Annotated in this window: 24 protein-coding genes and 1 tRNA gene; 5 read left to right on the forward strand and 20 right to left on the reverse strand. The window is 67.8% G+C overall.

What is annotated here, in order from left to right; genetic code table 11:
- Positions 1-3 precede the first annotated feature (3 nt).
- Genes ACGFSB_RS01050 through ACGFSB_RS01060 form a run of 3 tightly spaced genes read right to left on the reverse strand, consistent with a single transcriptional unit; the run spans position 4 to position 3,269 of the window.
- Positions 4-903 (reverse strand): carbohydrate ABC transporter permease, encoded by a 900-nt coding sequence (locus ACGFSB_RS01050; RefSeq protein WP_393392176.1) that lies wholly within the window; start codon positions 901-903, stop codon positions 4-6.
- Positions 900-1,904, reverse strand: a complete 1,005-nt coding sequence (locus ACGFSB_RS01055; protein WP_393392178.1) for a carbohydrate ABC transporter permease — start codon at positions 1,902-1,904, stop codon at positions 900-902. The genes ACGFSB_RS01050 and ACGFSB_RS01055 overlap by 4 nt, the downstream gene beginning before the upstream one ends.
- A 51-nt stretch (positions 1,905-1,955) precedes the next feature.
- A complete protein-coding gene (locus ACGFSB_RS01060) occupies positions 1,956-3,269 on the reverse strand; it encodes an ABC transporter substrate-binding protein (RefSeq protein ID WP_393392181.1) in 1,314 nt (437 codons plus the stop codon).
- A 343-nt stretch (positions 3,270-3,612) separates the two neighbouring features.
- Between ACGFSB_RS01060 and ACGFSB_RS01065 the strand changes: the two genes are divergently transcribed.
- A complete protein-coding gene (locus tag ACGFSB_RS01065; RefSeq protein WP_393392183.1) occupies positions 3,613-4,668 on the forward strand; it encodes a LacI family DNA-binding transcriptional regulator in 1,056 nt (351 codons plus the stop codon).
- Positions 4,669-5,115: 447 nt separating this feature from the next.
- Here the strand turns inward: ACGFSB_RS01065 and ACGFSB_RS01070 are convergent, their stop codons facing one another.
- The 4 genes from ACGFSB_RS01070 to ACGFSB_RS01085 all read right to left on the reverse strand — a co-directional run bounded on the left by ACGFSB_RS01070 (position 5,116) and on the right by ACGFSB_RS01085 (position 6,969).
- Positions 5,116-5,481, reverse strand: coding sequence for a cupin domain-containing protein (locus ACGFSB_RS01070; protein WP_393393748.1), 366 nt, complete (start codon positions 5,479-5,481; stop codon positions 5,116-5,118).
- A 469-nt stretch (positions 5,482-5,950) separates the two neighbouring features.
- On the reverse strand, positions 5,951-6,109 hold the full coding sequence (locus ACGFSB_RS01075) for a hypothetical protein (protein ID WP_393392186.1): 159 nt from the start codon (positions 6,107-6,109) through the stop codon (positions 5,951-5,953).
- A gap of 273 nt (positions 6,110-6,382) precedes the next feature.
- Positions 6,383-6,580: a hypothetical protein gene (locus ACGFSB_RS01080; protein WP_393392189.1), complete on the reverse strand. Its 198-nt coding sequence runs from the start codon at positions 6,578-6,580 to the stop codon at positions 6,383-6,385.
- Positions 6,577-6,969 (reverse strand): hypothetical protein, encoded by a 393-nt coding sequence (locus ACGFSB_RS01085; protein ID WP_393392192.1) that lies wholly within the window; start codon positions 6,967-6,969, stop codon positions 6,577-6,579. The genes ACGFSB_RS01080 and ACGFSB_RS01085 overlap by 4 nt, the downstream gene beginning before the upstream one ends.
- Before the next feature lie 280 nt (positions 6,970-7,249).
- On the opposite strand from ACGFSB_RS01085, the gene ACGFSB_RS01090 reads away from it, so the two are divergent.
- Positions 7,250-8,368, forward strand: a complete 1,119-nt coding sequence (locus ACGFSB_RS01090) for a helix-turn-helix domain-containing protein (RefSeq protein ID WP_393392194.1) — start codon at positions 7,250-7,252, stop codon at positions 8,366-8,368.
- 11 nt (positions 8,369-8,379) lie between these two features.
- Positions 8,380-8,961 carry an HD family hydrolase gene (locus tag ACGFSB_RS01095; protein WP_393392197.1) on the forward strand — a complete coding sequence of 194 codons (582 nt, stop codon included), beginning with the start codon at positions 8,380-8,382 and terminating at the stop codon, positions 8,959-8,961.
- A 248-nt stretch (positions 8,962-9,209) separates the two neighbouring features.
- On the opposite strand, the gene ACGFSB_RS01100 is transcribed toward ACGFSB_RS01095, so the two are convergent.
- The 4 genes from ACGFSB_RS01100 to ACGFSB_RS01115 form a co-directional block, all read right to left on the reverse strand.
- Positions 9,210-9,282: transfer RNA gene (locus tag ACGFSB_RS01100), tRNA-His, on the reverse strand.
- A gap of 111 nt (positions 9,283-9,393) precedes the next feature.
- On the reverse strand, positions 9,394-9,996 hold the full coding sequence (gene orn / locus ACGFSB_RS01105; protein ID WP_393392200.1) for an oligoribonuclease: 603 nt from the start codon (positions 9,994-9,996) through the stop codon (positions 9,394-9,396).
- A gap of 10 nt (positions 9,997-10,006) precedes the next feature.
- Positions 10,007-11,239: a GlxA family transcriptional regulator gene (locus ACGFSB_RS01110; RefSeq protein WP_393392203.1), complete on the reverse strand. Its 1,233-nt coding sequence runs from the start codon at positions 11,237-11,239 to the stop codon at positions 10,007-10,009.
- A 432-nt stretch (positions 11,240-11,671) separates the two neighbouring features.
- Positions 11,672-11,944, reverse strand: coding sequence for a hypothetical protein (locus ACGFSB_RS01115; RefSeq protein WP_393392206.1), 273 nt, complete (start codon positions 11,942-11,944; stop codon positions 11,672-11,674).
- 549 nt (positions 11,945-12,493) lie between these two features.
- On the opposite strand from ACGFSB_RS01115, the gene ACGFSB_RS01120 reads away from it, so the two are divergent.
- On the forward strand, positions 12,494-13,018 hold the full coding sequence (locus tag ACGFSB_RS01120; protein WP_135333169.1) for a universal stress protein: 525 nt from the start codon (positions 12,494-12,496) through the stop codon (positions 13,016-13,018).
- Positions 13,019-13,300: 282 nt separating this feature from the next.
- Here ACGFSB_RS01120 and glmS read toward each other — a convergent pair whose 3' ends face one another.
- The 3 genes from glmS to ACGFSB_RS01135 form a co-directional block, all read right to left on the reverse strand.
- Positions 13,301-15,118 (reverse strand): glutamine--fructose-6-phosphate transaminase (isomerizing), encoded by a 1,818-nt coding sequence (gene glmS / locus ACGFSB_RS01125; RefSeq protein ID WP_393392209.1) that lies wholly within the window; start codon positions 15,116-15,118, stop codon positions 13,301-13,303.
- 10 nt (positions 15,119-15,128) lie between these two features.
- Complete coding sequence (locus tag ACGFSB_RS01130) at positions 15,129-15,386, reverse strand: hypothetical protein (protein ID WP_393392212.1); 258 nt, start codon at positions 15,384-15,386, stop codon at positions 15,129-15,131.
- A gap of 86 nt (positions 15,387-15,472) precedes the next feature.
- The gene (locus tag ACGFSB_RS01135; RefSeq protein WP_393392214.1) at positions 15,473-16,369 is read right to left on the reverse strand and encodes a DUF4429 domain-containing protein; all 897 of its coding nucleotides are present in this window, start codon (positions 16,367-16,369) and stop codon (positions 15,473-15,475) included.
- 129 nt (positions 16,370-16,498) lie between these two features.
- Here ACGFSB_RS01135 and ACGFSB_RS01140 point away from each other — a divergent pair, with 129 nt between their 5' ends.
- A complete protein-coding gene (locus ACGFSB_RS01140; RefSeq protein WP_393392217.1) occupies positions 16,499-18,130 on the forward strand; it encodes a beta-N-acetylhexosaminidase in 1,632 nt (543 codons plus the stop codon).
- Between the two features lie 95 nt (positions 18,131-18,225).
- Here ACGFSB_RS01140 and ACGFSB_RS01145 read toward each other — a convergent pair whose 3' ends face one another.
- The 6 genes from ACGFSB_RS01145 to ACGFSB_RS01170 all read right to left on the reverse strand — a co-directional run bounded on the left by ACGFSB_RS01145 (position 18,226) and on the right by ACGFSB_RS01170 (position 25,784).
- A complete protein-coding gene (locus ACGFSB_RS01145; protein WP_393392220.1) occupies positions 18,226-19,992 on the reverse strand; it encodes an IucA/IucC family protein in 1,767 nt (588 codons plus the stop codon).
- A complete protein-coding gene (locus tag ACGFSB_RS01150) occupies positions 19,989-20,543 on the reverse strand; it encodes a GNAT family N-acetyltransferase (RefSeq protein ID WP_393392223.1) in 555 nt (184 codons plus the stop codon). The genes ACGFSB_RS01145 and ACGFSB_RS01150 overlap by 4 nt, the downstream gene beginning before the upstream one ends.
- Positions 20,540-21,775 (reverse strand): lysine N(6)-hydroxylase/L-ornithine N(5)-oxygenase family protein, encoded by a 1,236-nt coding sequence (locus ACGFSB_RS01155; protein ID WP_393393751.1) that lies wholly within the window; start codon positions 21,773-21,775, stop codon positions 20,540-20,542. Before ACGFSB_RS01155 ends, ACGFSB_RS01150 begins: the two co-directional genes overlap by 4 nt.
- Positions 21,776-21,842: 67 nt before the next feature.
- Positions 21,843-23,291 carry a pyridoxal phosphate-dependent decarboxylase family protein gene (locus ACGFSB_RS01160; RefSeq protein ID WP_393392226.1) on the reverse strand — a complete coding sequence of 483 codons (1,449 nt, stop codon included), beginning with the start codon at positions 23,289-23,291 and terminating at the stop codon, positions 21,843-21,845.
- Positions 23,292-23,452: 161 nt separating this feature from the next.
- Positions 23,453-24,490 carry an ABC transporter substrate-binding protein gene (locus tag ACGFSB_RS01165; RefSeq protein ID WP_393392229.1) on the reverse strand — a complete coding sequence of 346 codons (1,038 nt, stop codon included), beginning with the start codon at positions 24,488-24,490 and terminating at the stop codon, positions 23,453-23,455.
- Between the two features lie 139 nt (positions 24,491-24,629).
- Positions 24,630-25,784: an acyl-CoA dehydrogenase family protein gene (locus ACGFSB_RS01170; RefSeq protein ID WP_393392232.1), complete on the reverse strand. Its 1,155-nt coding sequence runs from the start codon at positions 25,782-25,784 to the stop codon at positions 24,630-24,632.
- Positions 25,785-25,789: the final 5 nt, after the last annotated feature.

Raw genomic sequence — 25,789 nt, forward strand, 5'->3', positions numbered from 1 at the left:
CGGCTAGCCCTTGACCGCGCCCTGCATGATGCCGCTCACGATCTGCTTGCCGAACAGGACGAACGCCAGGAGCAGGGGCAGCGTGCCGAGCAGGGCGCCCGCCATGATCACCGCCCGGTCCGGGATGTAGCCCGTACCGAGGGAGTTGAGCGCCACCTGCACGGTGGGGTTCGACTGGTTGAGGGCGATGATCGGCCAGAGGAAGTCGTTCCAGGCCATGACGAACGTCAGCAGGCCGAGCACCGCCATCGCGGGCCGCGCGGCCGGGAACACCACGTGCCAGATGATGCGCAGACTGCTCGCCCCGTCCATCCGCGCCGCCTCGATGAGCTCGGTCGGCAGTGCCTGGATCAGGAACTGCCGCATGAAGAACACCCCGAAGGCGCTCACGAACGTCGGCAGGATCACCGCCTGGAGCTGGTTGGTCCACTGCAGGTCGGCGATCCACAGATAGAGCGGTACGACACTCAGCTGCGGCGGCACCATCATCGTGCCGATGGTCAGCAGGAGCAGCAGACCGCTGAACTTGAACTTCAGCTTGGCGAAGGCGAATCCGGCGATCGTGGAGAACAGGACGGTCCCGATGGTGATGCTGCCCGCCACGATCGTGGTGTTGAGCATCGCGTCGCCCAGGCTGGCCTCGGTCCAGGCCCGTTCCAGGTTCTTGAAGAGGTTCCCGCCGAACCACACGGGCGGCGGTGTCTGCGCGAGCCGCCCGCTGTTGCGCGAAGCCGCGATCGCCGTCCAGATCAGCGGTGCGAGGGAGACGGCGGTGAACAGCGCGAGAACGACGTAGGTGACGGGCCCCGCGTGCATCGTGCGACCGGCCTTCAGGCCGAGGGGGCGCCGGTTCTTCGCGCCCGGGGTCCTGTCGGCCTTCAGGCCCAGGGTGCGGGACTTCATCGGTCCTTCCTCAGGCGTCGGGCGATCAGCAGATTGACCGCGGCGATGAGCAGCAGGATCACGAGCATCAGCCAGGCGACTGCCGAAGCCCGGCCCAGATGGCCGTTGATCCAGCCCTGGTCGTACAGATAGAGACCAAGGGTCTGGAACTGGTGGTCGGCACCACCCTTGGACCCGGCCGTGCCGCCGAACAGCAGTGGCTCACCGAAGAGTTGGGTCGCCCCGATGGTGGAGACGACCACCGTGAACAGGATCGTCGGACGCAGCATCGGGATCGTCACGTGCCGGAACTGCTGCCAGCGCGAGGCGCCGTCGAGCGATGCCGACTCGTACAGATCGTGCGGCACGGCCTGCATCGCCGCCAGATAGATCAGGGCGTTGTAGCCGGTCCACCGCCAGATGACGATCGACGACACCGCGAACTGCGAACCCCACGACGATTCACGCCAGTTGACGGGATCGATGCCGACGGAACCGATGATCCAGTTCACCATGCCGCCGTCCCAGGCGAACAGCAGCGTGAAGACCAGCGAGGCGCTCGCCACCGAAGTGGCGTACGGAGCGAGCATCGCCACGCGCCACAGGGTCGAACCGCGCAGCTTGTAGTTGAGCAGATGCGCGATGCCGATCGCTATCGCGAGCTGGGGGACGGTGGAGATGATGCCGATGGTGAAGGTGTTGCCGAGGGCGTTCCAGAAGTAGTCGCTCTGGAGCAGGTTGGTGTAGTTCTCCAGGCCCAGCCAGGTGCTGCTGTCGAGGTTGGTCAGCTCCAGGCGGTGCAGCGATGCCCAGCCGGTGTAGAGCAGCGGGAACAGGCCGAAGGCCCCGAAGAAGAGGAAGAACGGCGCGACGAAGACATACGGCGACGCCTTGATGTCCCAGCGGTACAGGCGACTGCGCCACGAGGACGTGGAGGAGTCCTTGCGGCTCCTGGACGCGGCCGGGGCCGCGTCCCCCTCACCGGGGGACGCGGTCTCGGCGTACTCAGTGGTCTCGGACATGGGCGTCCTCAGTGGTCTCGGACGCCATGCCACCGCACGGGCTCATGCGCGTCACTGTCCCAGAACATCCTTGATCTCCTTCTGCGCGGCCTCCCAGCCCTCGGCCGGAGACTTGCCCTGTTGCTCCACCTGGAGCACACCGATGTCCGTGATGGACTGGCCGATCTGGGCGTCCTTCAGGCCGTAGACGGCCGAGGGGGTGTTCTTCGCGATATCGGCGTAGATCTGGGTGATGGGCGCGTCATTGAAGTACGCCTTGGTGGCCGCCGACGGCTTCAGCGTGTCGTACGCCGACGGGGTCGACGGGAAGCTGGCCTGCTTGGCGAAGACCTTCGCGAGCTGCTCGGGCTGGGTCAGCCAGACGGCGAGCTCGGTCGCCTCCTTCTTGTGCTTGCCCGCGCTCGGCACGCCGAGGAACGTCCCGCCCCAGTTGCCGTCCGTGGGCGCCTTGGCCATGTCCCACTGGCCCTTGCCGCTCGCGCCGGTCTTCTCCTGGATGTAACCGGCCATCCATGCCGGGCAGGCCACGGTGGCGAACTTGGCGTTGGCGAAGCCCTGGTCCCAGGTCGGGTCGAACTGCTTGAGCTTGGACGACATGTCGCCCTGCGCGACCTTCATCGCCGCGTCCCAGGCGTCCTTGCGGCCCTGGCTGTTCTCGTAGATCTCCTTGCCGCCCTTGTCGTAGTACCGCTCTTTCGCACCGGCGAAGACGGCGTTGTAGACGCTGGACGCGGAGTCCACGAACTTGGTGCCCTTGGGCGCCTTCTTCGTGTACTTCTCGCCGAGCGCGACGTACTTGTCCCAGTCGCCCGCCCACGCCTTGGCGAGCTTTTCGCGGTCGGTGGGAAGACCGGCCTTCTTGAAGAGGTCCTTGCGGTAACACAGCGCCGTCGGGCCGATGTCGACACCGAGGCCGACCGTCTTGCCGTCCTCGGTCGTGGCCTGCTTCCACTTCCAGTCGAGATACGTGGACTTGTCCACGCCCGTCGCCTTGCTCAGGTCCTCGAACTTGGCGCCCTGGGTCTGCACGACCTCGGTGATGTTGCTGACCTCTATGGCCGCGACGTCGTTGACACCGGCGCCGGACTGGAGCTGGGTGAGCAGCTTCGGGTAGTAGGCGTCGTTCCGTTCGATCACGTTCTCTTTGATCTTGATGTTCGGGTGCGACTTCTCGTACTCGTCATAGAGGCCTGCCTGCTTCAGGCCGAGCACACCGAACGTGCCGACGTTCAGCGTGACCTTGCCGTTGCTGCCCCCTGAGCCACTGTCGTCGTCGCTCGAACAGCCGGCCAGCAGGCTCGTGGCCAGCGCGGCCACGGCTGCGAAAGCCACCATCCGGCGTGGTCGGCGGATACTCGTGCGCATTGCGTCCTCCTGTTGCCTGACGTGCCGACCCCCCGGCCAACTGCACTTCTTGCCCCGTTGGTTGACTCTGCGGCGCGGGCGGGGAACGTGCGGGATGTGTACGTGTCAGGTAGTGTGGGAGCGCTCCCACAAGTGATGAGTTGAAGGTTCGTGGCTCAGGACGGGGGTGTCAAGGGACCGGACAGAGAGATATGCCTTCAGTTATCGGGCTGTTACGGGGGCGCCCGCGATTCAGCTCATCGGACCGACGAAGATCAGCCTGTTACATTCCTCTACATTTACATTCCTCGCCCGGGGGAAGCGCGACGGGGAGTGCGACGGGGAGTGCGACGGGAGGCGGACAATGCCAGCTCACGGACCGCGCGGCCGCAGTGGCGGACGACCGACCCTGGAAGAGGTCGCCGCGAGGGCGGGCGTGGGTCGCGGAACGGTCTCCCGCGTGATCAACGGATCGCCGCGGGTGAGCGAGGCGACCCGTACGGCGGTCGAGGCCGCCGTCGCGGAGCTCGGCTACGTCCCGAACACGGCGGCCCGTGCCCTCGCCGCCAACCGCACCGACGCCATCGCCCTGGTCGTGCCCGAGCCCGAGACCCGCTTCTTCGCCGAGCCGTACTTCTCCGACGTCCTGCGCGGTGTCGGGGCGGAGCTCAGCGAGACGGAGATGCAGCTCCTGCTGATCTTCGCGGGGAACGACCGCAGGCGTCAGCGCCTCGCCCAGTACCTCGCGGCCCACCGCGTGGACGGGGTCCTCCTGGTCTCCGTCCACGCCGACGACCCGCTGCCGGACCTCCTGGCTCAGCTGGAGATCCCCGCGGTGATCAGCGGCCGCCGCTCGGCCGAAGAGGCGCTGCCCTCGGTGGACTCCGACAACTTCGCCGGGGCGCGGACAGCGGTGGAGCACCTGCTCGGCCGCGGCCGTACGCGTATAGCCACCATCACCGGCCGCCTGGACGTCTACGGCGCCCAGCGCCGCCTCGACGGCTACCGCGCGGCCCTGACGGACGCGGGCCGCCCGGTGGACGAGCGCCTCATCGCGCCCGGCGACTTCACGGAGGAGGGCGGCCGGCGTGCGATGACAGAGCTTCTCGAGTCCTGCCCCGGCCTTGACGCGGTGTTCGCGGGCTCCGACGTGATGGCCTCGGGCGCGCGCCAGGTCCTGCGCGAGGCCGGGCGCCGGATACCGGACGACGTGGCGCTCGTCGGCTTCGACGACTCGGCGATCGCCCGCCACATGGACCCACCGCTGACGAGCGTGCGCCAGCCGATCGAGGAGATGGGCCGGGCGATGATCGATCTCCTCCTCACCGAGATAGCGGACCGCCGCCCGGCCGCGGTCCGGCGCCTTGAGCGCCGCCAACTGGTGCTTCCTACGGAGCTGGTGGAGCGGGCGTCGTCCTGAGCGGCCCGCACCAGAAGGGTGTTCGCGTTTCAACTTGTGTCAGCGGCGCTTCCACGGGAAGGCACGCAGAGAGCCGGTGACATCCCGACTCCCATGGAAGGTGAGCTCTCTCCCGCATTGCCGCCTCCATGGTCGAGGCGGATCGGTCGTGACCATGGGGAGCGTCGCGGCCGATTCTGCTTGGGCGACGACCGGGCCGCCTTCCGTCCGCCACGCTTGTCAGCCCCGTGGGCATCGACGCATTCCCGCGGTGTCGACGCCCACGTTCGAGGTGAACCGGCCGTGGAGGGGAGCTCGTTCGCGGCCAGTTCTGCCTCCCTTCAGGGTCCTCCCTGAGGGGAAGCAAAGCGGAGTGCACACTGCGCATCTTCTCTACGCCGAGAGCCCTGCCCCTATGACCAGTCGGGCAGACGCAGAGGCGCGCCAGGCAGCTGTCCCTGCCCCCCTCTACCCCTTCGCCTCCTTCGCGTACTCCTGCGCCATGCCTCCCGCGAAGTCGTACACCACGACTTGTTCCTCACCCACGACCCAGGCGTCATGCCCGGGCGCGCACACGAAGACATCGCCCGGTCCGACTTCGCTCTCGCCTCCGTCGTCCATGCGGATGTGCATCCGCCCCTGGACGACATAGCCGTTGTGGTGGATCTGGCAGCTCGTGGTCCCCGCGATCGGAGCCACGGACTCGGACCAGCGCCAGCCGGGCTCGAAGGTGCCCACGGCGAAGTCCAGCCCAGTGAGATGGACCGCTTCGAGGTGACCGCGGGGGAAATCCCGCCGCTCATCCGGCTTCTCGACTGCCTTGACCTCGATCATGACGGCTTCCTCCATTCTGGACATGACCCCCTCATTCCATCGTCTGCCTGTCAACCTGGGGACGCCACCTGGGCATGAAGAAGGCCCGGACTGCTTTCGCAGAACGGGCCTTGAGCAGCCCCCCAGCGGCATTGGCAACACGCTTCGACGTGCCGCGCCGCGACCTCGTCTAGCGCGGAATAGGGCTGCCAGCGCCGAAACCTGCCAGCCCTCCCCGGTTGCGCTGTTCCGCTAGGTCACAGGCCCCGGCTGATGCCAGTACTCGTTGTTGAACTCTCGGTGCGCTCGCTGGACGATCAGCCGCGTGGCCTCGTGGGTGTTGCCCAGCGGGGTGCAGACGGGGCAGATCCTGACTCCGCTCCAGCAGCGTTCTGTCTCGAGCGGTGGGCCTTCATGCTCCGAACAGACCGGTCCGCCGGTCAGGGAGCGGCAGTTGTCGGCCGGGGGCCGGAAGAGCGGCGCCGCTTCGTCAGCCTGCTCCGACGCCCGCCGCCTGGAGCTCGTCCTCGCTGGCCCGGAAGTCGTCGAACTCACCCGCGATCACCCCGTCAAAGAACTTGCTGATCTCTACGCGGCTCATGAGCAGCACCGCAGCACTCGGGTCCTTGTCGTCGCTGATGGCGATCATGCGGGTGCCATCCGGGATGCTGTGGTGCGGGTGCCTCTGTGCGGCTGGTGCCTCCGCGAGGATGACGCACTCCTTGAGGATCGGGTCGAGGTCGGTCCGTCCGTCCGGCCTTCCGCCAGTCCAGACCGGGAGCGGTGTGCTGCTCGTAGGGGATGGTGGTCCTGCCGTTCGTGAGCGTGCCCATCAGGAACCTCCTGTGTTGGTGGATGAGTACGGCCTCCCTCGCCCCGAGCGGATGAGCGCCAGGCAGAGCGCGTCTCGGGGCGAGGGGTTCTACAGTCCGCTGTTGTCGCGGCGGGAGTTCATGGGGGCGGCGGCCGTGCGCGCCGCTTGCAGTGCGCGGCGGATACGGCGGCCGTCTTCACACGGGGCCTCTAGGCGGCACTGCGGGCAGGCGTACAGGTGCGCAAGCTGCACCTGATAGGCCTGCTGTGCCTCAGGGGCTGCTTCGGCGGGGACGGTGGGCCTCACTGCTCCAGCTCCCTGGCCAGCCGCTCGCGACCGTGGGCGATCAGGGCGGCTACGTGCTCGGGGGTGCACAGATCGCCGGTGAAGCGCGGTGGCACGACCCAGTACATACCGGGCGGTTCCCGTCGGGTGAGCTTTGGCAACCCGAGGTAGGTACCTCGTCCCAGGAGCGGGGCGACGTCTTGGTGCTTCCACGCTGGCCGGTCGCGCGGCTCCATCAGGGCGTAATAGGTGCCGCCCATCGTCCGGCCGTCGAAGATGACCGGACCCTGGAGGCGCTGCTCCAGGCGCTCGGCGACCTCTTCCGGCTCTGCGGCCAGCACAGCCGCGTACGCGAGAGCCTCAGGCAGGCGGGCCGCAACGAACCTGCTGCCGAGAGGTAGCAGCGCCACGCCCCCCCTCCTGCCACTCGCGCCAGGCGAGTTCGGGCGCCGCCTGCGCGCGGGCTAGCCATTCGGAGATCGCGCCGTCGCCCTGCTGGCTATCCAGGGCCTGCAGCGAAATTCCCCCTCTGGGGGCCATCGAGGTTCGTTCTACGGCGTTCACGGCGGCACCACTCCCACTACGCTGAGTTGCTGGTCATCACCCCTTGACAGTAGGTAGCGGTGATCGTTGCCAGAAGTGACCGCAGGTACGGGTAAGTGCCCCGCCAAATGCGTGCAAGGGGGCGTCATGGAGCATCACACGCGATCAACCCTGACCGGGGGTCAGGGAACGCCCGAGCGCGTCCGAGCGGGCATCGTCTCGGGCTACGTCTTCCGCGTGATCCGCGAACAGTTGGGCCACACTCAGGACGGCTTTGCCGAAGCATTCGGCGTTTCGCCAGACACCATTGCCGGGTGGGAGTCCGGGCGCCGACCGCTCACGTCCGTGCCAGTGGGGCAGACGCTCGTGCACCGCCACAGGCTGATGCGCATGGGCACGGCCCTGGGACTCCTGACAGCCCTCGAACGCGCCCTGGAAGCTGATGCGCTCCTGGCCAGTGCCCTTGATGACAGTCAGCCCACCGAGGCGAGCCCGCTGGGAGCCTGGGTGATGCAGCGAGACCTTGTTGAGGTCCTGACGTGGCCGCTCACCGGCGCAGCTCCCACACCGGTACGGAACCTCCCCAAGCCGCCGCGCCCCCGCCGGGGCCCTGCACCAGGAGCGCCTGAGCTTTCGGCCGAGGACCGTGCGCGGTTCTTCACCCGTATGCGAGAGACAGCTGAACAGGCCCGGGGCGGAGGGGACTTCCTGCTGCGACGCCAAGCCCTGTACCTGGCAGGTTTCGACGCGGACACAGACACATCCGACTGGCTGGCCCACCAGCAGAGACTCGAGCGGCCGGATGACTGGTTGATTCGCTGGCTCAACTCCCGTTCCGTCGCCGCCATCGAGGCTCGCCAAGGCGATCGAGACCGGATGGCGCACTTCATCACGCACACCCTCGGTGACGATGAAACGGCCGAGGCAGCGAACCTGAACTACTGGGCGTACTGGATCGGGGAGTCGACGCACATTGAGCTGTCGGACGACTTCATCGCCTCGCCCGCGCCGAGCTTCTGGCATGGCTACCGACTGCTAGACCACCTCGTCCGCGGACTCACCCCCAGGCACGGCTTCTTCGATCTCAACGTCCACACACTGTGGTCGCTACTGGCTGCCCGCCCGAACTTGCTGCGCGCACCGTCCGCTGCCGGGACCGCTCTACGCCACCGGCTTCCTGTGATGTTGGATGACTTGCAGCTCTCCCCGCAGGCTCGGCGAGAGCTGGAGGGCATTCGGTACGCAATCCGCCTCGCCGAGGCGTGAAAGGGGACACCGTGGCTGACCAGGACCTGAAAGAGGTCGCCCACTTCCTCTGGGAGGCGGGCACGTTGAAGTCTGCGCGCCGAACGGGCTGGTGGATGGCGGGCGTTCGAGACCCCGAGAGCGTGGCCGAACACGCGTGGCGCACGTCCGTCATCGCCTCGGTCATCGCGACGCTTGAGGGCGTGGACGCGGCGCGCGCCGCTCACCTGGCGGTGTGGCACGACTCCCAGGAGACGCGCACCGGAGACGTCAACCACCTGGGCAAGAAGTACGCCGCGCCGGGGGACGCAGAGGCGGTGACCGCGGACCAGACAGCAGGCATGCCCAAGGTTCTGCGCGACGCTGTCCGTGTCCTGGTCGCCGAGTACGAGGCCAAAGAGTCAGCCGAGGCGATCTGTGCGCGGGACGCCGACAAGCTGGAATGCATGCTCCAGGGCCTGGAATACAAGGGCCAGGGGTACGCCAGCGCTCAGCGGTGGATCGACAACAGCCGAGCACGCATCGTCACAGAGTCGGGGCAACGGCTGGCTGACGAACTGCTGGCCCAGACGCCACTGGACTGGCTCCGCGCTGCCATGGGGGAGAAGGGCTGACCTCGGGCGTACTGACGCCGGGATGGGTCCAGCACAGCGCCCTGCGGGCTGCGCTCAGGAGCAGGGTCCGGAGCGGGAGCACCATCGCGACGGCACACCAGGGCATCCGGCTCGACGAAGCCGCGCGATGCTTGCCATGGGGGCAGATTAGGGGCGAATGGCGGGGGGTGTGTGGCCACGGTTTGGCCACGGTTCCGGGCATGAAGAAGGCCCGGCCTGCTTTCGCAGGTCGGGCCTTGATCATTCAGGGTGAGTGACGGGACTTGAACCCGCGGCCACCTGGACCACAACCAGGTGCTCTACCAACTGAGCTACACCCACCATGTCCGGTCGTATGTTGTTCTTCCGACCGGCCGAGAAAAAGTGTACAGGGTCCGAAGGGGTGCTCGCGCACGCGTTTTACGGACCCCGTACACAGCGCTTCCGCGGAGGTCAGTCCGAGGGCAGCACATACTTCGCCGCGATGGTTTTCGCGGTGTCCGAGTCCGGGCCCGGCTGCGGAACGAAGATCGCCTCGCGGTAGTAGCGCAGCTCGGCGATGGACTCGCGGATGTCGGCCAGGGCCCGGTGGTTGCCGTTCTTGTCCGGGCTGTTGAAGTACGCCCGGGGGTACCACCGCCGGGCGAGTTCCTTGATGGAGGACACGTCGACGATGCGGTAGTGGAGGAACTCCTCCAGTGTTCCCATGTCGCGCAGCAGGAAGCCCCGGTCGGTGCCGACCGAGTTCCCGCAGAGCGGAGCCTTGCGCGGCTCCTTGACGTGTTCACGTACGTAGGCCAGGACCTGCTCCTCGGCGTCCGCCAGCGTCGTGCCGCCGGCCAGCTCGTCGAGGAGCCCCGAGGTGGTGTGCATTTTGCGCACCACCTCGGGCATGGTCTCCAGCGCCGCGTCCGGCGGGCGGATCACGATGTCCACACCTTCGCCGAGCACGTTCAGTTCCGAGTCGGTGACCAGTGCGGCCACCTCGATAAGTGCGTCGTCCGTCAGCGAGAGCCCGGTCATCTCGCAGTCGATCCACACCATGCGGTCGTTCATGCGTCTTACCCTACGGCGCACTCCTCTGGCCGGGCAGTGGCGGATGCCCTGGCGCGTACATATCCGAGTGCGGTTTTCCCGGATCCGCGGACAGCGAGGCCGATGGGCCGAGCGCGCTCGCGGCCGCCGTACGCCGGGTCTGCGACGGGACAGGACCACCCTCCGCACTCAGCGCCGACGGGACGGGAACGGGCGCCGATTCCAGCAGGGCCCGCTCACCCCCCTGCGGCCTGCGGGCGCGGTAGGCGGCCCGGTAGGCGGCGGGCGACGAGCCCAGCTGGCGCCGGAAATGACCCCGCAGTGCCACGGGCGAGCGGAAGCCGCAGCGGCCCGCGACCTCGTCGACGGAGTAGTCGGAGGTCTCGAGCAGCCGCTGTGCCTGCAGTACACGCTGAGTGATCAGCCACTGCAGGGGAGCGCTCCCGGTGAGCGAGCGGAACCTGCGGTCGAAGGTGCGCCTGCTCATGTACGCGCGTGCCGCCAGGGTCTCCACGTCGAACTGTTCGTGTAAATGCTCCAGCGCCCAGGCGACGACCTCGGCCAGCGGATCCGCACCGATCTCCTCGGGCAGCGACCGGTCGAGGTAACGCTCCTGGCCGCCGGCCCTGCGCGGAGGCACGACGAGCCTGCGGGCGAGCGCGCCCGCCGCTTCGTTGCCGTGGTCCGTCCGCACGATGTGCAGGCACAGATCGATTCCGGCCGCGGTCCCCGCGCTCGTGAGTACGTCTCCGTCGTCGACGAAGAGCTCACGCGGGTCCACATGGACGGACGGATACCGCTTGGCCAGCGTCGGCGCGTACATCCAGTGCGTGGTCGCCGGACGGCCGTCGAGCAGACCGGCCGCGGCGAGCACGAACGCACCGGTGCAGAGCCCCACGATGCGGGCGCCCTCCTCGTGCGCGCGGCGCAGCGCGTCCAGCGCCTCCGGCGGCGGCGGCGATGTGATCGACCGCCAGGCCGGCACGACGACGGTGCCTGCCCGCCCTATGGCCTCCAGGCCATGTGGCGCGGTGAGTTCGAGCCCCCCGGTCGTACGCAGCGGTCCCTCTTCACCGGCGCAGACCAGCAGCCGGTACCGGGGAACCCCGGCGTCCTGCCGGTCGATCCCGAACACGGAGAGCGGTATGGAGCTCTCGAAGATGGGGCCACCGCTGAACAGCAGCACCGCGACAATCTCCCGGCGGCGGCGCCCGGAGAGTTTCCGGGCCACGGCTTCTTGCACGGAAGTGGAGTCGTGGCTCATGGTGCTAAGCCCCCCTCGGTCGTCGCGGCTCCTTGTTCTTGGCGTGCTCTGCGTGCTCTGTGTTCTCGGCGCTCTTGGCGTTCCTGTCGGACCTGTCGCTCCTGCACGTTTCCCCTCGGTCCTCCACCAGTCCCCCGCCGTAATACAGTCATGATCGAATCTACTGTGTCCCGTGCTGCCGGGGTGACCAGTTACGGACCCGGCACTATGTCGACATGGCAACTTGGCGTGAAGCAGTCGATCACGAAGCGTTGCACTCACGGGCGTTGCTGGGAAGTGCGCCTCGGCGCAGTGGCCGGTCCCCGTAGGGTGCAAGGGCCTTCTTCGCACCTTTCAGCCCTGGTGAGACCGGGGTTGAGCACCCCTTCGGCCAAGGAATGCACGCCCATAGGAAGTTGGCTGAAAAGTTACGGGGGAGTGCGCGCGAATCGGTCAGTCCTCCGGCGTGGACCCACCAGAATGCCGACCACCTCTGTGCGCCCCCGCGCCCGTCCGCCCGTGCCGCCCCCTGCGGTCACAGCTCTGCTCGTCGAGCACCCGCGCCGCGCCTCGCTCGGACTGCCGCAGGAGCACCCGGCAGACTCCCGTCACGGCCACGAGCCCGAGGGCCGACCCCGCGGCTCCGGCCAGTGAGGTCCCATACCCCACAAGGACGACGGGAACCAGGACACAGCTGAACGCGGCCCAGCGGACGACCTCGCTCACCGCATCCTGGGGAGCGGCGGGAGGCGCCTCCTCGGCGCGCGGCGCCGGGACACCACCCCGTGGACGCTCGTGCGCCCCCTCTGGTGGGCGTCGGTGGCTCTTCGTCGTGACTCGTGAGGACACGGTCGGCGGTCCAGGCACGGCGGGCTCCCTGTGGCGGTGGCGTACCGAGTTCAACGCGTGGTCGCGCGGCCGGTCACTGGCGTGAACCTTGTGGCCGATGACAGCCCACGCGGGTGGGTGCCCAAACCGCCTGTACAAGGCAGCAACCATTGCCATCCGGGCGCCGCTCATGCATGCTCCGGTGAACGCCGTGAGGCTCCCGCAGGGCCCGTCGAAGGCTCTGGGCAGGAGAGGAGTGTCGCCCTACCCTTAGGGGTATGGGGTTGGGAAGATGATTCCCGGACACAGCTCCGGTGTTTGTCCCCGCTCGTCCCCGCTCGTCCCCGTCCCTGCTTTTCCCCGTCCCTGCCCGTTCCGCTCCATAATGAGCCGTACGACCCGAACAGAGCCGACCCTCCCACAGAGGACTCCTTCGCCGAGACACCCATGGCCGGTCACGAATTCTCCGAACCCGCGGACCGCAAGCGGCAGGTCGCCGATCCCACGGCGACCCCCCAGGCGGCGGAAGAACCACGTCATTCCTGCGATCCGGCCTTCCGGCACGGGGTCGTCGTCGGCTTCGACGGCTCGACCTCCAGTGAGCGCGCACTCTCGTACGCGATCGGGATGGCCCATCGATCGGGCTCCGGCCTGATCATCGTGCATGTGGCCAACAGACTCCCCACCACGGTGTGGGCGGGCTGTGAGCCCCCGGTCTTCGTCGACGTGCCGGATCACCGCACGGAGGTGCTCGGGCTCGAGCTGGCCTGTGCGGACTATCTGGCCGAGGTGCCGTGGATCCTCGTCGAGCGTGGCGGGGACATCTGCCACGAGCTCGAAGAGGTCGGCCGTGAGTACTCCGCGGACGCGATCGTCGTCGGCTCGACGCACGGGATCGTGGGGCGCATCTTCGGCTCGGTCGCGGGCCGGCTCGCGCGCCGCGCGCAACGCCCCGTCGTGGTCATTCCGTAGCGTGGCAGTAGGGCGGGGCCGACGGGGCGTCAACTTTCCTCCCATGTAGATAAATCTACTCGTGCGTAGGAGTGGGTTGCGTCCTCGTGAGGGGTATGTACTGGTGGCACGACAACTGCACGCCCTGCCGGCCGGGGAGTGACGGCCATCGGTCGACGCAGGCGTGGGTCGGGGGAATGGGCGCCCCCGCCCCCTGAAGAACGACCCCCTGTGCGATTGGTGGCACGCACAGGGGGTCGTTCATGTCTGCGGGGCGGGGCTACTCGACTCCGCGGGGCGGGACTACTCGACGGTGACCGACTTCGCCAGGTTGCGGGGCTTGTCGATGTCGCGGCCGAGCGCCAATGCCGTGTGGTAGGCGAGGAGTTGGAGCGGGATGCCCATCAGGATCGGGTCCAGCTCGTTCTCGTTCTTCGGGACGAGGATCGTCTGGTCGGCCTTCTCCTGCTCCTGGTGCGCGACCGCGAGGATCTTGCCGCTGCGGGCCTTGATCTCCTCGAGGGCGGCGCGGTTCTTCTCCAGGAGGTCGTCGTTCGGGACGATCGCGACCGTGGGGAGCGCGGGTTCGATGAGCGCGAGCGGGCCGTGCTTCAGCTCGGAGGCCGGGTAGGCCTCGGCGTGGATGTACGAGACCTCCTTGAGCTTGAGGGAGGCCTCACGGGCGACGGGGTAGCCGCGTACACGCCCGATGAAGAGCATCGAGCGGGCGTCCGCGTAGTCCTTGGCGATCTTCTTGATCTCGTCCTCCTGCTTGAGGATCTCCGAGATCTGGCCCGGCAGCTTCCGCAGGCCCTCGATGATCCGCTTGCCGTCGGAGACCGACAGGTCACGGATGCGGCCGAGGTGCAGGGCGAGCAGGCCGAAGGCGACCGTGGTGTTCGTGAAGCACTTGGTGGATACGACGCAGACCTCCGGGCCCGCGTGGACGTACACGCCCGCGTCGGCCTCACGGGCGATCGCGGAACCGACGACGTTCACCATGCCCAGGACGCGTGCGCCCTTGCGCTTCAGCTCCTGGACGGCGGCAAGCACGTCGTACGTCTCGCCGGACTGGGAGACGGCGATGTAGAGGGTGTCGGGGTCCACGACCGCGTTGCGGTAGCGGAACTCGCTCGCGGGCTCCGCGTCGGCGGGGATGCGGGCCAGCTCCTCGATCATCTGGGCGCCGATCATGCCCGCGTGGTACGAGGTGCCGCAGCCGAGGATCTTGACGCGGCGCACCTTGCGGGCGTCGTGCGCGTCGAGGTTCAGGCCGCCGAGGTGCACGGTGGAGAAGCGGTCGTCGATGCGGCCGCGCAGGACGCGGTCCACGGCGTCGGGCTGCTCGAAGATCTCCTTGTGCATGTACGTGTCGTGGCCGCCCATGTCGTACGACTCGGCCTCCCACTCCACGGTGGTCGGCGAGGCGGTCGTGCGCGAGCCCTCGGTCGTGTACGTGCGGTAGTCGTCGGCCTTGATGGTGGCCATCTCGCCGTCGTCGAGGGTGACGACCTGGCGGGTGTGCGAGACGAGCGCGGCGACGTCCGAGGCGACGAACATCTCCTTCTCGCCGATGCCGAGGACGACGGGGGAGCCGTTGCGGGCGACGACGATGCGGTCGTTGAAGTCGGCGTGCAGGACGGCGATGCCGTACGTGCCCTCGACGTGGCGCAGGGCCTCGCGGACCTTGTCCTCCAGCTTGTCGGCCTGGGCGCGGGCGATGAGGTGGACGAGGACCTCGGTGTCCGTCTCGGAGAGGAACTCGACGCCGTCGGCGGTGAGCTTGGCGCGCAGCTCGGACGCGTTGTCGATGATGCCGTTGTGGACGACGGCGACCTTGTTGTCGCCCGACATGTGCGGGTGTGCGTTCTCGTCGGAGGGCGCGCCGTGCGTGGCCCAGCGGGTGTGGGCGATGCCGGTGGTGCCCTTGAAGCGGGCGGGCACCTTGGCCTCCAGGTCGCGGACGCGGCCCTTCGCCTTGACCATCTTCAGGCCCGCGGCCTTGGGGCTGGTGATGACGACGCCCGCGGAGTCGTAGCCGCGGTACTCCAGGCGCTGGAGGCCTTCGAGGAGGAGGGGGGCCACGTCACGCTTGCCGATATAACCGACGATTCCGCACATAGAGGGTGTCCTAGCCGTAGATGATGCGGCGCAGCTGCCGGAGGCTGAGCTCGGGCGGCGCGACCGCGCGGTATGTGAGATCCGCCGAGATCTGCTCGAAGATCGCCGCGTTCAGCAGGCCCTGTCCCTGCAGTTCGCGGTGGCGGCGACGGACGAACTGCTCGGTCGTCTCGTCGAAGTAGGCGAGCACGTCCTGGACGACCCGCAGAGCTTCGCCCCGCTGGAGCGGGGTGCTGCGGGTCAGGTGATCCACCAGGTCGTCGTGCATTCGTCGATCCTGGAGGAATAGCCCTCCGGGTGCAACAATCCTGCCCGATTCCGGGCAGGGTCGCGTCGAAATCCAGCCCTGACGGCTTACATCCTCTTCAGTACGGCCTGCTTGGCAAGCGAGAACTCCTCGTCGGTGAGTATCCCGGCCTGGTGTAGCTCACCCAGCTCCCGCAGCCGCCGCAGGAGCGCATCATGATCGTCCTCGGCGGGCTCCGGCGCAGGCGGGACAGCCGCAGGCAGGCCCCCCGGAGCCTCCGGGGACTCCGCAGGGCCCGGCGCCCCAGCCGGATGCGGAAGCCTCGCCTGGACCGCCGCCGCCACCAGCGCCATCAGCGGATCCTTCTTGAAGCCCCACAGCTCGACCGAGTTCGGGTCGTACTTCGGCGGAGCCTTGGTCGGCGAATGCCGCACGGTGAACCGGAGGCAGCCGTTCTCCAGACCCACCGCGGGCTGCCACTCCACCGCCGCGATCTCGTCGAGCGCCAGCGTCCGCGCACCGGCCGCCGCCTTCGCCTCCTCCGTCTTCCAGTTCCACTCGAGGCGGATGTGCTCCCCGTCGAAGCTCGCGGTGCCGTCCCCCGCCGACACGGACAACGGCAGCGGAGGGCCCGACAGCAGATAGCTCTCGCAGGACGTGGCAGGCACCTGCTCGATGAGGAGCGCGTTGCGGACCTCGTCCACCAGGTACTCCGCGACGCCGTACCGGTCCGATTCCACCGCCAGCTGATACGGATCCGCCCCGTCCCCGAGCTTGCCGCCCGTAGCCTGGAGCAGCGGGTCCGCGCCGTCCCGGAGGCGCAGTCTCAAACGCCCCGACTTCTTGCCCTGTTCGAAGGCGATACCGGCCAACGCCCCGAGCGGAACGGCCAGTTCACCCAGTGCTCTGCGCAGCAGGGACACGTTCTTGTCACGCCCCGGCACAAGCCGCAGAGTCTCTCCGTCGAAGGTCCAGGTCCCGTCGCGCTGGATGATTTCCGCCATGGGGCGATTCTTCCATCGGCGAGCCCCGGAAGTGGTCTACACCCTTGACCCGCCACGGGGCGCAAGGTACCCATGGTGACCGTTCGCTTGCGTTGCACCACAGTGATGGCCCGTCGAAGGGACCCGCTCGTGAGACAGCACCACAGATCGCCCCGCCTGTTCGGCTCGCTGCTGCTCGTGGCGGCGGCCGGATTCTCCTCCGTGGCCGCTGTGCCGGGCGGTGACAGTACGGGCCAGGAGGCGGCCGAGGCAGCCACGGCCGCCACCCCGACCCCGCTCGGCCAGGTCGTCCCGGCCCCCGCGTCCGCCGTCCCCGGCGGATCCCCGTTCGAGATCAACTCCAAGACCCGCATCCGGGTCGACGGCTCGCGTGACGCACAGAAGACAGGCAGCTATCTCGCGGGCGTCCTGCGCCCCTCCACCGGCTACCCCCTCAAGGTCACCGACGACGGTGGCAGTGACGGCATCCGGTTGCGGCTGAACTCCAAGGACGCGTCGCTCGGGAACGAGGGCTACCGCCTGGAGTCCAAGCGCGGCTCCCTCACCATCACGGCCCGCAAGTCCGCGGGGCTCTTCTACGGCGTCCAGACGCTGCGGCAGCAACTGCCCGCGGCCGCCGAGCAGAAGACCGTGCAGAAGGGCCCCTGGCAGGTCGCGGGCGGCACCATCAAGGACGCGCCCCGCTATGGCTACCGCAGCGCGATGCTCGACGTGTCGCGGCACTTCTTCTCGGTCGACAAGGTCAAGCGCTACATCGACCAGATGTCGCTCTACAAGGTCAACAAGCTGCACATGCACCTCAGCGACGACCAGGGCTGGCGCATAGCCATCGACTCCTGGCCCAAGCTCGCGACGTACGGCGGCTCCACACAGGTCGGCGGCGGCAAGGGCGGCTATTACACGAAGGCCCAGTACAAGGACATCGTCCAGTACGCGGCATCGCGGCAGCTCGAAGTGATCCCCGAGATCGACATGCCGGGCCACACGAACGCCGCGCTCGCCTCGTACGCCGAACTGAACTGCAACGGCGTAGCGCCCCCGCTCTACACCGGCACCGAGGTCGGCTTCAGCTCGCTGTGCGTCAAGAAGGACGTGACGTACGACTTCGTGGACGACGTCATCCGCGAGATCGCCGCCATGACGCCCGGCAAGTACATCCACATCGGCGGTGACGAGGCGCACTCCACCAGCCATGAGGACTATGTGGCGTTCATGGACAAGGTCCAGCCCCTGGTCGCCAAGTACGGCAAGACCGCGATCGGCTGGCACCAGCTGACCGGCGCCACGCCCGCCAAGGGCGCCATCGCGCAGTACTGGGGCTACGACGCCACCAGCGCCGCCGAGCGCGAGCAGGTCGCGAACGCGGCGAAGAACGGCACCAAACTGGTCCTCTCGCCCGCCGATCGCTCCTACCTCGACATGAAGTACGACAAGGACACCCCGCTCGGCCTGGCCTGGGCGGGTTACGTCTCGACGCAGCGCAGCTACGACTGGGACCCGGGGACGTACCTGAAGGGCGCGCCCGCGGACTCCATCGAGGGTGTCGAGGCGCCGCTGTGGTCGGAGACGCTCTCGACGTCGGCGCACATCGAGTACATGGCGTTCCCGCGGCTGCCCGGCATCGCCGAGCTCGGCTGGTCGCCCGCGTCGACGCACGACTGGAACACGTACAAGGTGCGGCTCGCCGAACAGGGGCCGCGCTGGGACGCGATGGGCATCGGCTACTACAAGGCGCCGGACGTGCCCTGGCCCGGCAAGTAGTCACGTACGTACGTATATGAGTGGGCTCCCGACCCGCGGCGGAGCCGCTATTGACCGCGGCGTCTCGGGAGCCCACTCGGCTTGTGCGTGACCGCTTACGCGATCGGGTTCCTCAGCGTCCCCACCAGTTGCAGCGCCCCCGCCGGATCGGCGAGGTCCACCATCTGTTCGTTGTCCCGCAACTGGAGCCGGTTCAGGCAGGACCGGGCGAACTCCGGGGTGAACATGTCGAACTGCTTGAACTTGTCTGCCAGTTGGGGCGTTGCCTCCTGGTACGTGGTCACGCATTCGGCGACGGCGCCCCAGAAGGTCTCCTCGTCGGCCAGGCCCTCCGTGACGAGGTTCGCGGACAGGAAGCGGAAGAAGCAGTCGAAGACGTCCGTGAAGAGGGACAGGAGCTTCTGGTCGTCGGGGACCTCGACGCGGAGCCGCTCGACCGTGGGCGGCAGGGCCGCGTCCGGGTCCATGACGGCGATCTCCTCGGCGATGTCCTTGAAGATCGCCCGCTGTACGACGCCGTCCTTCAGGACCAGGATGACGTTCTCGCCGTGCGGCATGAAGACGAGGTCGTACGCGTAGAAGCTGTGCAGGAGCGGCGTCAGATAGGCATGCAGATAGCCGCGCAGCCACTCGGCGGGGGTGAGCCCGGACCGTTCGATGAGGGCGCCCGCGATGGACGCACCTTCGAGGTCGGTGTGCAACAGCGAGGCCATGGTGGCCAGTTGCTCGCCCTCCCCGAGGGAAGGGACGGGACTCTCGCGCCACAGGGCGGCGAGCATTTTGCGGTACGGGGAGTAGCGGTCGGTGGCGGCCTCGTACTCCAGGTGGCGATAGCCGACCGCCGCGCACTCGCGGATGATCGTGAGGCCGGTCGATTTCAGCGTCTCGTCGGTGTCGATGAGGTTCGCGAGCCAGTCGTTGATCGCCGGGGTCGCCTCCATGTACGCGGCCGAGAGCCCGCGCATGAAGCCCATGTTGATGACCGAGAGGGCCGTCTTCACGTAGTGCTTGGCCGGGTCGCTGGTGTTGAAGAACGTACGGATCGACTGCTGGGCCAGGTACTCGTCGTCGCCCTCACCGAGGCAGACGAGGTGCCGCTGGGCGACCTCCGCCGCGAAGGTCACGGAGAGCTTGTTCCACCACTGCCAGGGGTGGGCCGGGATCAGGAGGTACTCGTCCGGGTCAAGCCCCTGGTCGCGGAGTTTCCGGTCGAAGCGCTCCAGGGTCTCCGGGCCGAGCTCGGCCCGGAAGAACGACTCGTAGTCGATGCCCGCGCCCGCCGTGAACGCGGCGCGCTCCTTGCTCGCCGCCAGCCACACCAGGCGTACGGGGCTCGCGGTCTCGGGAGCGTACGAGAGGTACTCGTGCACGCCGAAGCCGAGCCGCCCGTTGTTGGCCACGAAGCAGGGATGGCCCTCGGTCATGCCCGTCTCGATCTCCTGGAAGCCGGAGCGGGAGAGCTCGGCGGCCGGGAGCGCGGGCTTGGTGAGTTTGTAGCAGGTGCCGGAGAGGGTGGAGGAGATCTCCTCCAGGTAGACCGGCAGGATCTCGTCGCTCAGGCCGAGTGCCGTACGCAGCTCGATGAAGAAGTCGAGTGCGTTCAGCGGGAGTTCGGCGCCGTCGCGGTGCCGGGATATGGAGTCGGCTGCCACCTGCCAGTGGTCGAGCCTGAGCCGTTTCGCGGTGAAGCGGTAGCGGGTCAGGGCGTCGTCGCTGCGGACGACGTACTTGTCGTCGCCCAGCGGCTCCGGGGTGAGGAGCAGCTCGTGGGCGAACTCGGCGATGGCCTTGCGGATGAGGAGACGGTTGGCCTGCTCCCAGCGCTCGGGGGAGAGGTGCGCCGTTGCGTCGGACAGGGTCATATCGCCGATTCCCTTTCGCGTACTGCTGCTTCGCTGTGACATTCGAAGAACTGCTCGCGGGTGCAGAAGCTGAGCAGGGCCTTCTTCTCCGGCTTCTGGATGACTTCGGCCGCCCGGAACCCGACGGCTTCGTTGAGGGCGTGCACGGCCTTGTTGTCGACGTCGGGCTCGACCACCACGCGCCGGGTCGCCGGGTCGGCGAAGAGCGTCCGCATGACCTTGGTGATCACGGCACGGGTGAAGCCGGGGATGCGGACGTCGGAGGGCGGGGTCAGGAAGTGCATGCCCACGTCGCCGGGCTCGGGTTCGTAGAGGCCGACGAGTTCGACGTACCGGGGGTCGTAGCGCTCCATCAGGAAGGCGGGGACGCCATCGCGCAGGCCGATGAACGCGTCGTGGTGCTCGGCGGCGGCGATCGCCATGTACTCGCGCTCGACGTCCGGCAGCGTCGCGCCCTGCATCATCCAGAACGCGGCCTTGGGGTGAGTGACCCAGCCGTGCAGGAGCTCGGCGTCCTTCAGCGGGTCGAGGGGGCGAAGAGTGAGGGTCATACGGCGAACTCCTGGAACGCGATGGACTTCTCGACGGGGTAGTACTCGGAGCCGAGCAGCTCACCGATGATGTACGCGTTGCGGTACGGGCCCATGCCCAGGTCGGGGCTGGTCAGGGAGTGGGTGTGCACGGCGCCGTTCTGTAGGAAGATGCCGCGTCCCGTGGTGTCGATGGAGTAGTTGCGGGCGACCTCGAAGCGGCCCCGGCCGTCCCAGCGGATGCGGTCGCGCACCGGCTCCAGGAAGTCGGGTGTGACGTACTGGTAGCCGGTCGCGAGGATCAGGCCTTCGGAGCTCAGCTCGAAGTCCTTGCCCTGCTCGTCCTGATGCAGACCGAGGGTGTAGGTGCCTTCTTCATAAGAAGTGGTCCGCAGCGAGGAGTTGGTGAGCAGCCGCGTCGGCACGGGGCCGCCGAGGTTCTTCTGGTAGAGCAGGTCGAAGATCTCGTTGATCAGGTCGCCGTCGATGCCCTTGAAGAGCGTCTTCTGCTGATCCTGAAGGCGGTAGCGGGTCGCCTCGGGCAGCGCGTGGAAGTAGTCGACGTACTCCGGAGAGGTCATCTCCAGCGTCAGTTTGGTGTATTCGAGCGGGAAGAAGCGCGGGGAGCGCGTGACCCAGTTGAGCTTGTAGCCGTGTACGTCGATCTCACTCAGGAGGTCGTAGTAGATCTCGGCGGCGGACTGGCCGCTGCCGACCAGCGTGATCGACTCCTTCCGCTGGAGCTCCTGCTTGGACTGTAGATAGCGGGAGTTGTGGATGAAGTCCCCTCCGAGGTCCGCGCACGACTCGGGGATGTGGGGCGGAGTGCCGGTGCCGAGGACGAGGTGGCGGGCCCGGAGGGTGTCGCCGGTGGTGGTGCGGACGACGTAGAGATCGTCCTCGTACGTCACCTCGGTCACTGTCGTGCTGAAGCGGATCGAGGAGAGTTTCGCGGCGGCCCAGCGGCAGTAGTCGTTGTACTCGGTGCGCAGCGGGTAGAAGTTCTCGCGGATGTAGAAGGAGTACAACCGCCCCGCTTCCTTCAGGTAGTTGAGGAAGGAGTAGGGCGATGTCGGGTCCGCGAGGGTGACCAGGTCCGACATGAACGGGGTCTGGAGGTGGGCGCCGTCGAGGAACATGCCCGAGTGCCACTCGAAGTCCGGCTTGGACTCCAGGAAGAGGCCGTTCAGCTCGTCGATGGGTTCGGTCAGGCAGGCGAGGCCGAGGTTGAAGGGGCCCAGGCCGATACCGATGAAGTCCAGTGGTTCCTGCGGTTCCTGTGGTTCCTGTGGTTCCGTCGGTTCCAGTGGTTCTCGGTGATCAGGAAGCGCGGTCAAGGGTCTCTCCCAGGTACTGCTCGGCGTGGCCGGCGATCAGATCGAGGACGGCCGTGATGTCGGCGACCGTGGTCTCGGGGTTGAGCAGGGTGAACTTGAGGTACTGGCGGTCGCCGACCTTGGTGCCCGCGACGACCGCGTCACCGGAGGCGAACAGGGCCTTGCGGGCGTACAGGTTGGCGTGGTCGATGGCGGAGGGGTCGCAGATCGACTCGGGGATGTAGCGGAAGACGAGTGTCGAGAGCTGCGGCTCCACGACGACGTCGTAGCGGGGGTCGGCGGCGATGCGCTGCCAGCCTTCGGCCGCGAGATCGCAGACGGAGTCGAAGAGCTCGCCGATGGCGTCGGCGCCCATCACGCGCAGGGTCATCCACAGCTTCAGGGCGTCGAAGCGGCGGGTCGTCTGGAGGGACTTGTCGACCTGGTTGGGGATGCGCTCCTGCACCATGCGGCGTGGGTTGAGGTACTCCGCGTGATACGTCGCGTGGCTCAGCGTCGAGCGGTCCCGCACCAGGACGGCGGACGAACTCACCGGCTGGAAGAACGACTTGTGGTAGTCGACGGTGACGGAGTCGGCGCGCTCGATGCCGTCGATGAGGTGCCGGTTCTTGAGCGAGGCGAGCAGACCGCAGCCGTACGCCGCGTCGACGTGCAGCCAGCTGCCGTACTGCTCGCAGAGTTCGGCGATCTCGGGGAGCGGGTCGATGGAGCCGAAGTCGGTGGTCCCGGCGGTGGCGACGACCGCCATGGGGGTGAGGTCGTCGTGCAGGCAGCGTTCGAGCTCGCGGGCGAGTGCCATGGTCTGTATGCGCTTGTCGCCGTCGGTGGGGATGGTGACGACGGCGTCCTCGCCGAGGCCGAGCAGCGTCGCGGCTTTCTGGACGCTGAAGTGGCCTGCCTCGGAGGCGAAGATGCGCAGCTGGGATGCGGGCTTGCCGGACTTGGCCGCCTCTTCGCGGGCGAGGAGGAGGGCCTGGAGGTTGGACTGCGAGCCGCCGCTGGTGAACACGCCGTCGGCGGCCGGGCCGAGGCCGATGCGTTCGGCGGTCCAGTCGATGAGGCGGCGCTCGATGAGGGTGCCGCCCGCGGACTGGTCCCAGGTGTCGAGGGAGGAGTTGATGGCGGAGAGCACCGCCTCGCCGAGCACGGCCGGGATGACGACCGGGCAGTTGAGGTGCGCGAGGTAGCGGGGGTGGTGGAAGTACACGGCGTCGCGCAGGTACAGCTCGTCGAGCTCGTCCAGGGCGGCGATCGTGTCGTGCAGGGGCTCGTCCAGGTCGACGGCCTCGATGCGGGGCGCGAGGTCGTCGACCGAGATGCCGGTGAAGGGGCGGGAGGTGGTGGCGATTCTGGCCGCCACCCGCTCGACCCCTTCGGTCACGGAGCTGCGGTAACGCTCCGCGGTGGTGTCGTTGAGCAGGTGCGAGCGCATGAACTTCCTCTGGGTGAGGGGACTTGGGGAAGTGAGGTAAGCCTAACCTAACTTCCTTGCTCATTAAACCCAGGAGGTATCAGCGGTCACCGGGAGGAGCAAAAACGGAACAGCCCTCTCCGGAATGCGGAGAGGGCTGCTGTGCGTATGCGTTCAGGGGGTCAGCTGACCTTCTTGGCCTTCTCGATCGCGTCGGCGAGGTCCTCGAGGATCGGGGCGCACTTGTCGTACGAGTAAATGGGCTCGGTCACGCGGGGGATGACCTGGCCCGCCTTGACCGCGGGCAGCTTCGCCCAGGTCGGCTTCTCTAGGTCGGCGGGCTGGATGGTGGCGGTGCGGTTGTCCATCATGATCAGGTCCGCGCCGTGCTTGTTGACGTTCTCCCAGCTCAGGTTCTCGAACCAGCCGCCGCTCGCCTTCTTGGCGCTCTCGGACGGCTCGACGAAGTTCACGCCGAGGGACTTGAAGTACTCCAGGTCGGCGGAGAGGTTCGTGCCGGAGACATAGAAGATGTCCTGACTGGCCGAGCCGACAAGGACCTTGATGTCCTTGTTCGCCTTGGCGACCTTGCGCAGCCGCTCGGCGGCGGCCTCGAACCGCTTCTTCGCCTTGACGACCTTGTCGGCCTTCACGTCGGCGCCGAGCGACTCGGCGAGCGCGAGGATGCGCTGGAGCGGCCGGGTCATCTGGCGGTCGTAGACGCTGATGCCGACGCTCGGTGCGAGCTTGAGGATCTTGTCCTTGCTCTCCTCGGGGACGGACCAGAGGGTGCCCGCGTCGTCGAACATCGTGGAGACGAGGAGGTCGGGGGCGAGGCCCGCGTACTTCTCGATGTTGAACTTGCCCCATTCGTTGCCGAGGATCGTCAGCTTGCTGATGTCCATGTCGCCGGCCTGGACGTCGGGCTTGCCGCTCTTGGTCTTCGTCGGGCCGAAGACGCCCTTGACCTCGATGCCGTAGTCGAAGAGGGCGGCGGCGACGCCGGTGAAGGCGACGATGTTCTTCGGGGTCGCGTCCTGCTCGGCCGTCGTGCCGCGGTCGTCCTTGAAGCTCCAGGGCCCTGAGTCCCCGGCGTCCGACTTGCCCGAGCCGCTCTTCTTCTCGTCTCCGCAGGCTGCCAGCAGGGCCGTGAGGCCGAGGGCGCCGCCTGCGGCGAGGATGCCGCGACGGGAGGGCTGAGGGAAGCGGGCGTGGGACATATGAGGGTCTCTGCTTTCGTGAGGACGGCGGCGCGGCGGGGCCACTGGCCGGAACTAGCGCTTAGGTTAACCTAACCTAAGCTGAAGTCCAGTGGCTCCCGCGATCGCCTGCCCTCGGAGCGCGGGGGAAACCCCGCGGCTATCCCGCGAAGCCGAGCTCTCTGGCGATCAGCATCCGCTGCACCTCGCTGGTCCCCTCGCCGATCTCCAGGATCTTGGAGTCGCGCCACATCCGCGCCACGGGGTACTCATTCATGAATCCGTACCCGCCGTGGATCTGTGTGGCCTCACGGGCGTTGTCCACGGCGACCGTCGAGGAGTAGAGCTTCGCGATCGCCGCTTCCTTCTTGAACGGCTCCCCGCTCACCAGGCGCGCGGCCGCGTCCCGCCAGCCGACCCGGGCCATGTGGGCCCGCATCTCCATGTCGGCGATCTTGAACTGGATCGCCTGGTTCGCCCCGATCGGCTTCCCGAAGGCGTGCCGTTCGTGGGCGTACTTCACGGACTCGTCCACGCAGCCCTGCGCGAGGCCCGTCGCGAGCGCGGAGATCGCCACCCGGCCCTCGTCGAGGATCCGAAGGAACTGGGCGTAGCCGCGGCCCTCTTCGCCCAGGAGGTTCGCCACCGGGACCCGTACGTCCGCGAAGGACAGCTCACGCGTGTCCGAGGCGTTCCAGCCGACTTTCGAGTACGGCGCCGCGACCGTGAACCCGGGGGTCCCGGACGGCACGATGATCGAGGAGATGAGCGGACGGCCGTCCGGCTTGCGGCCGGTGACGGCGGTGACCGTGACCAGGCCCGTGATGTCCGTACCGGAGTTGGTGATGAAGCACTTGGAGCCGTTGATCACCCACTCGTCGCCGTCGCGCACCGCCGTCGTGCGGGTGCCGCTCGCGTCCGAGCCGCCGTCCGGCTCGGTCAGGCCGAAGGCGCCGAGGAGTTCACCCGAGCAGAGCCGGGGCAGCCACTCGCGCTTCTGCTCCTCCGTACCGAAGAGGTGGATCGGCATCGCGCCGAGCGAGACGCCCGCCTCCAGGGTGATCGCCACGGACGAGTCGACCCGCGCCAGCTCTTCGAGCGCGATGCCGAGGGCGAGATAGTCGCCGCCCATGCCGCCGAACTCCTCGGGGAAGGGCAGGCCGAACAGGCCCATGCGGCCCATCTCGCGCACGATCTCGTACGGGAACTCATGGCGTTCGTAGAGGTCGCCGATCTTCGGGGCGACCACGTCGTGCGCGAACGCCTCGACTGTGCGGCGGAGTTCCTCGTGCTCGGGGGACAGACGGTGGTCCATCGTTC

Origin of the sequence: Streptomyces sp. NPDC048441 (assembly GCF_043200235.1) — a bacterium.
Lineage (GTDB): Bacteria > Actinomycetota > Actinomycetes > Streptomycetales > Streptomycetaceae > Streptomyces.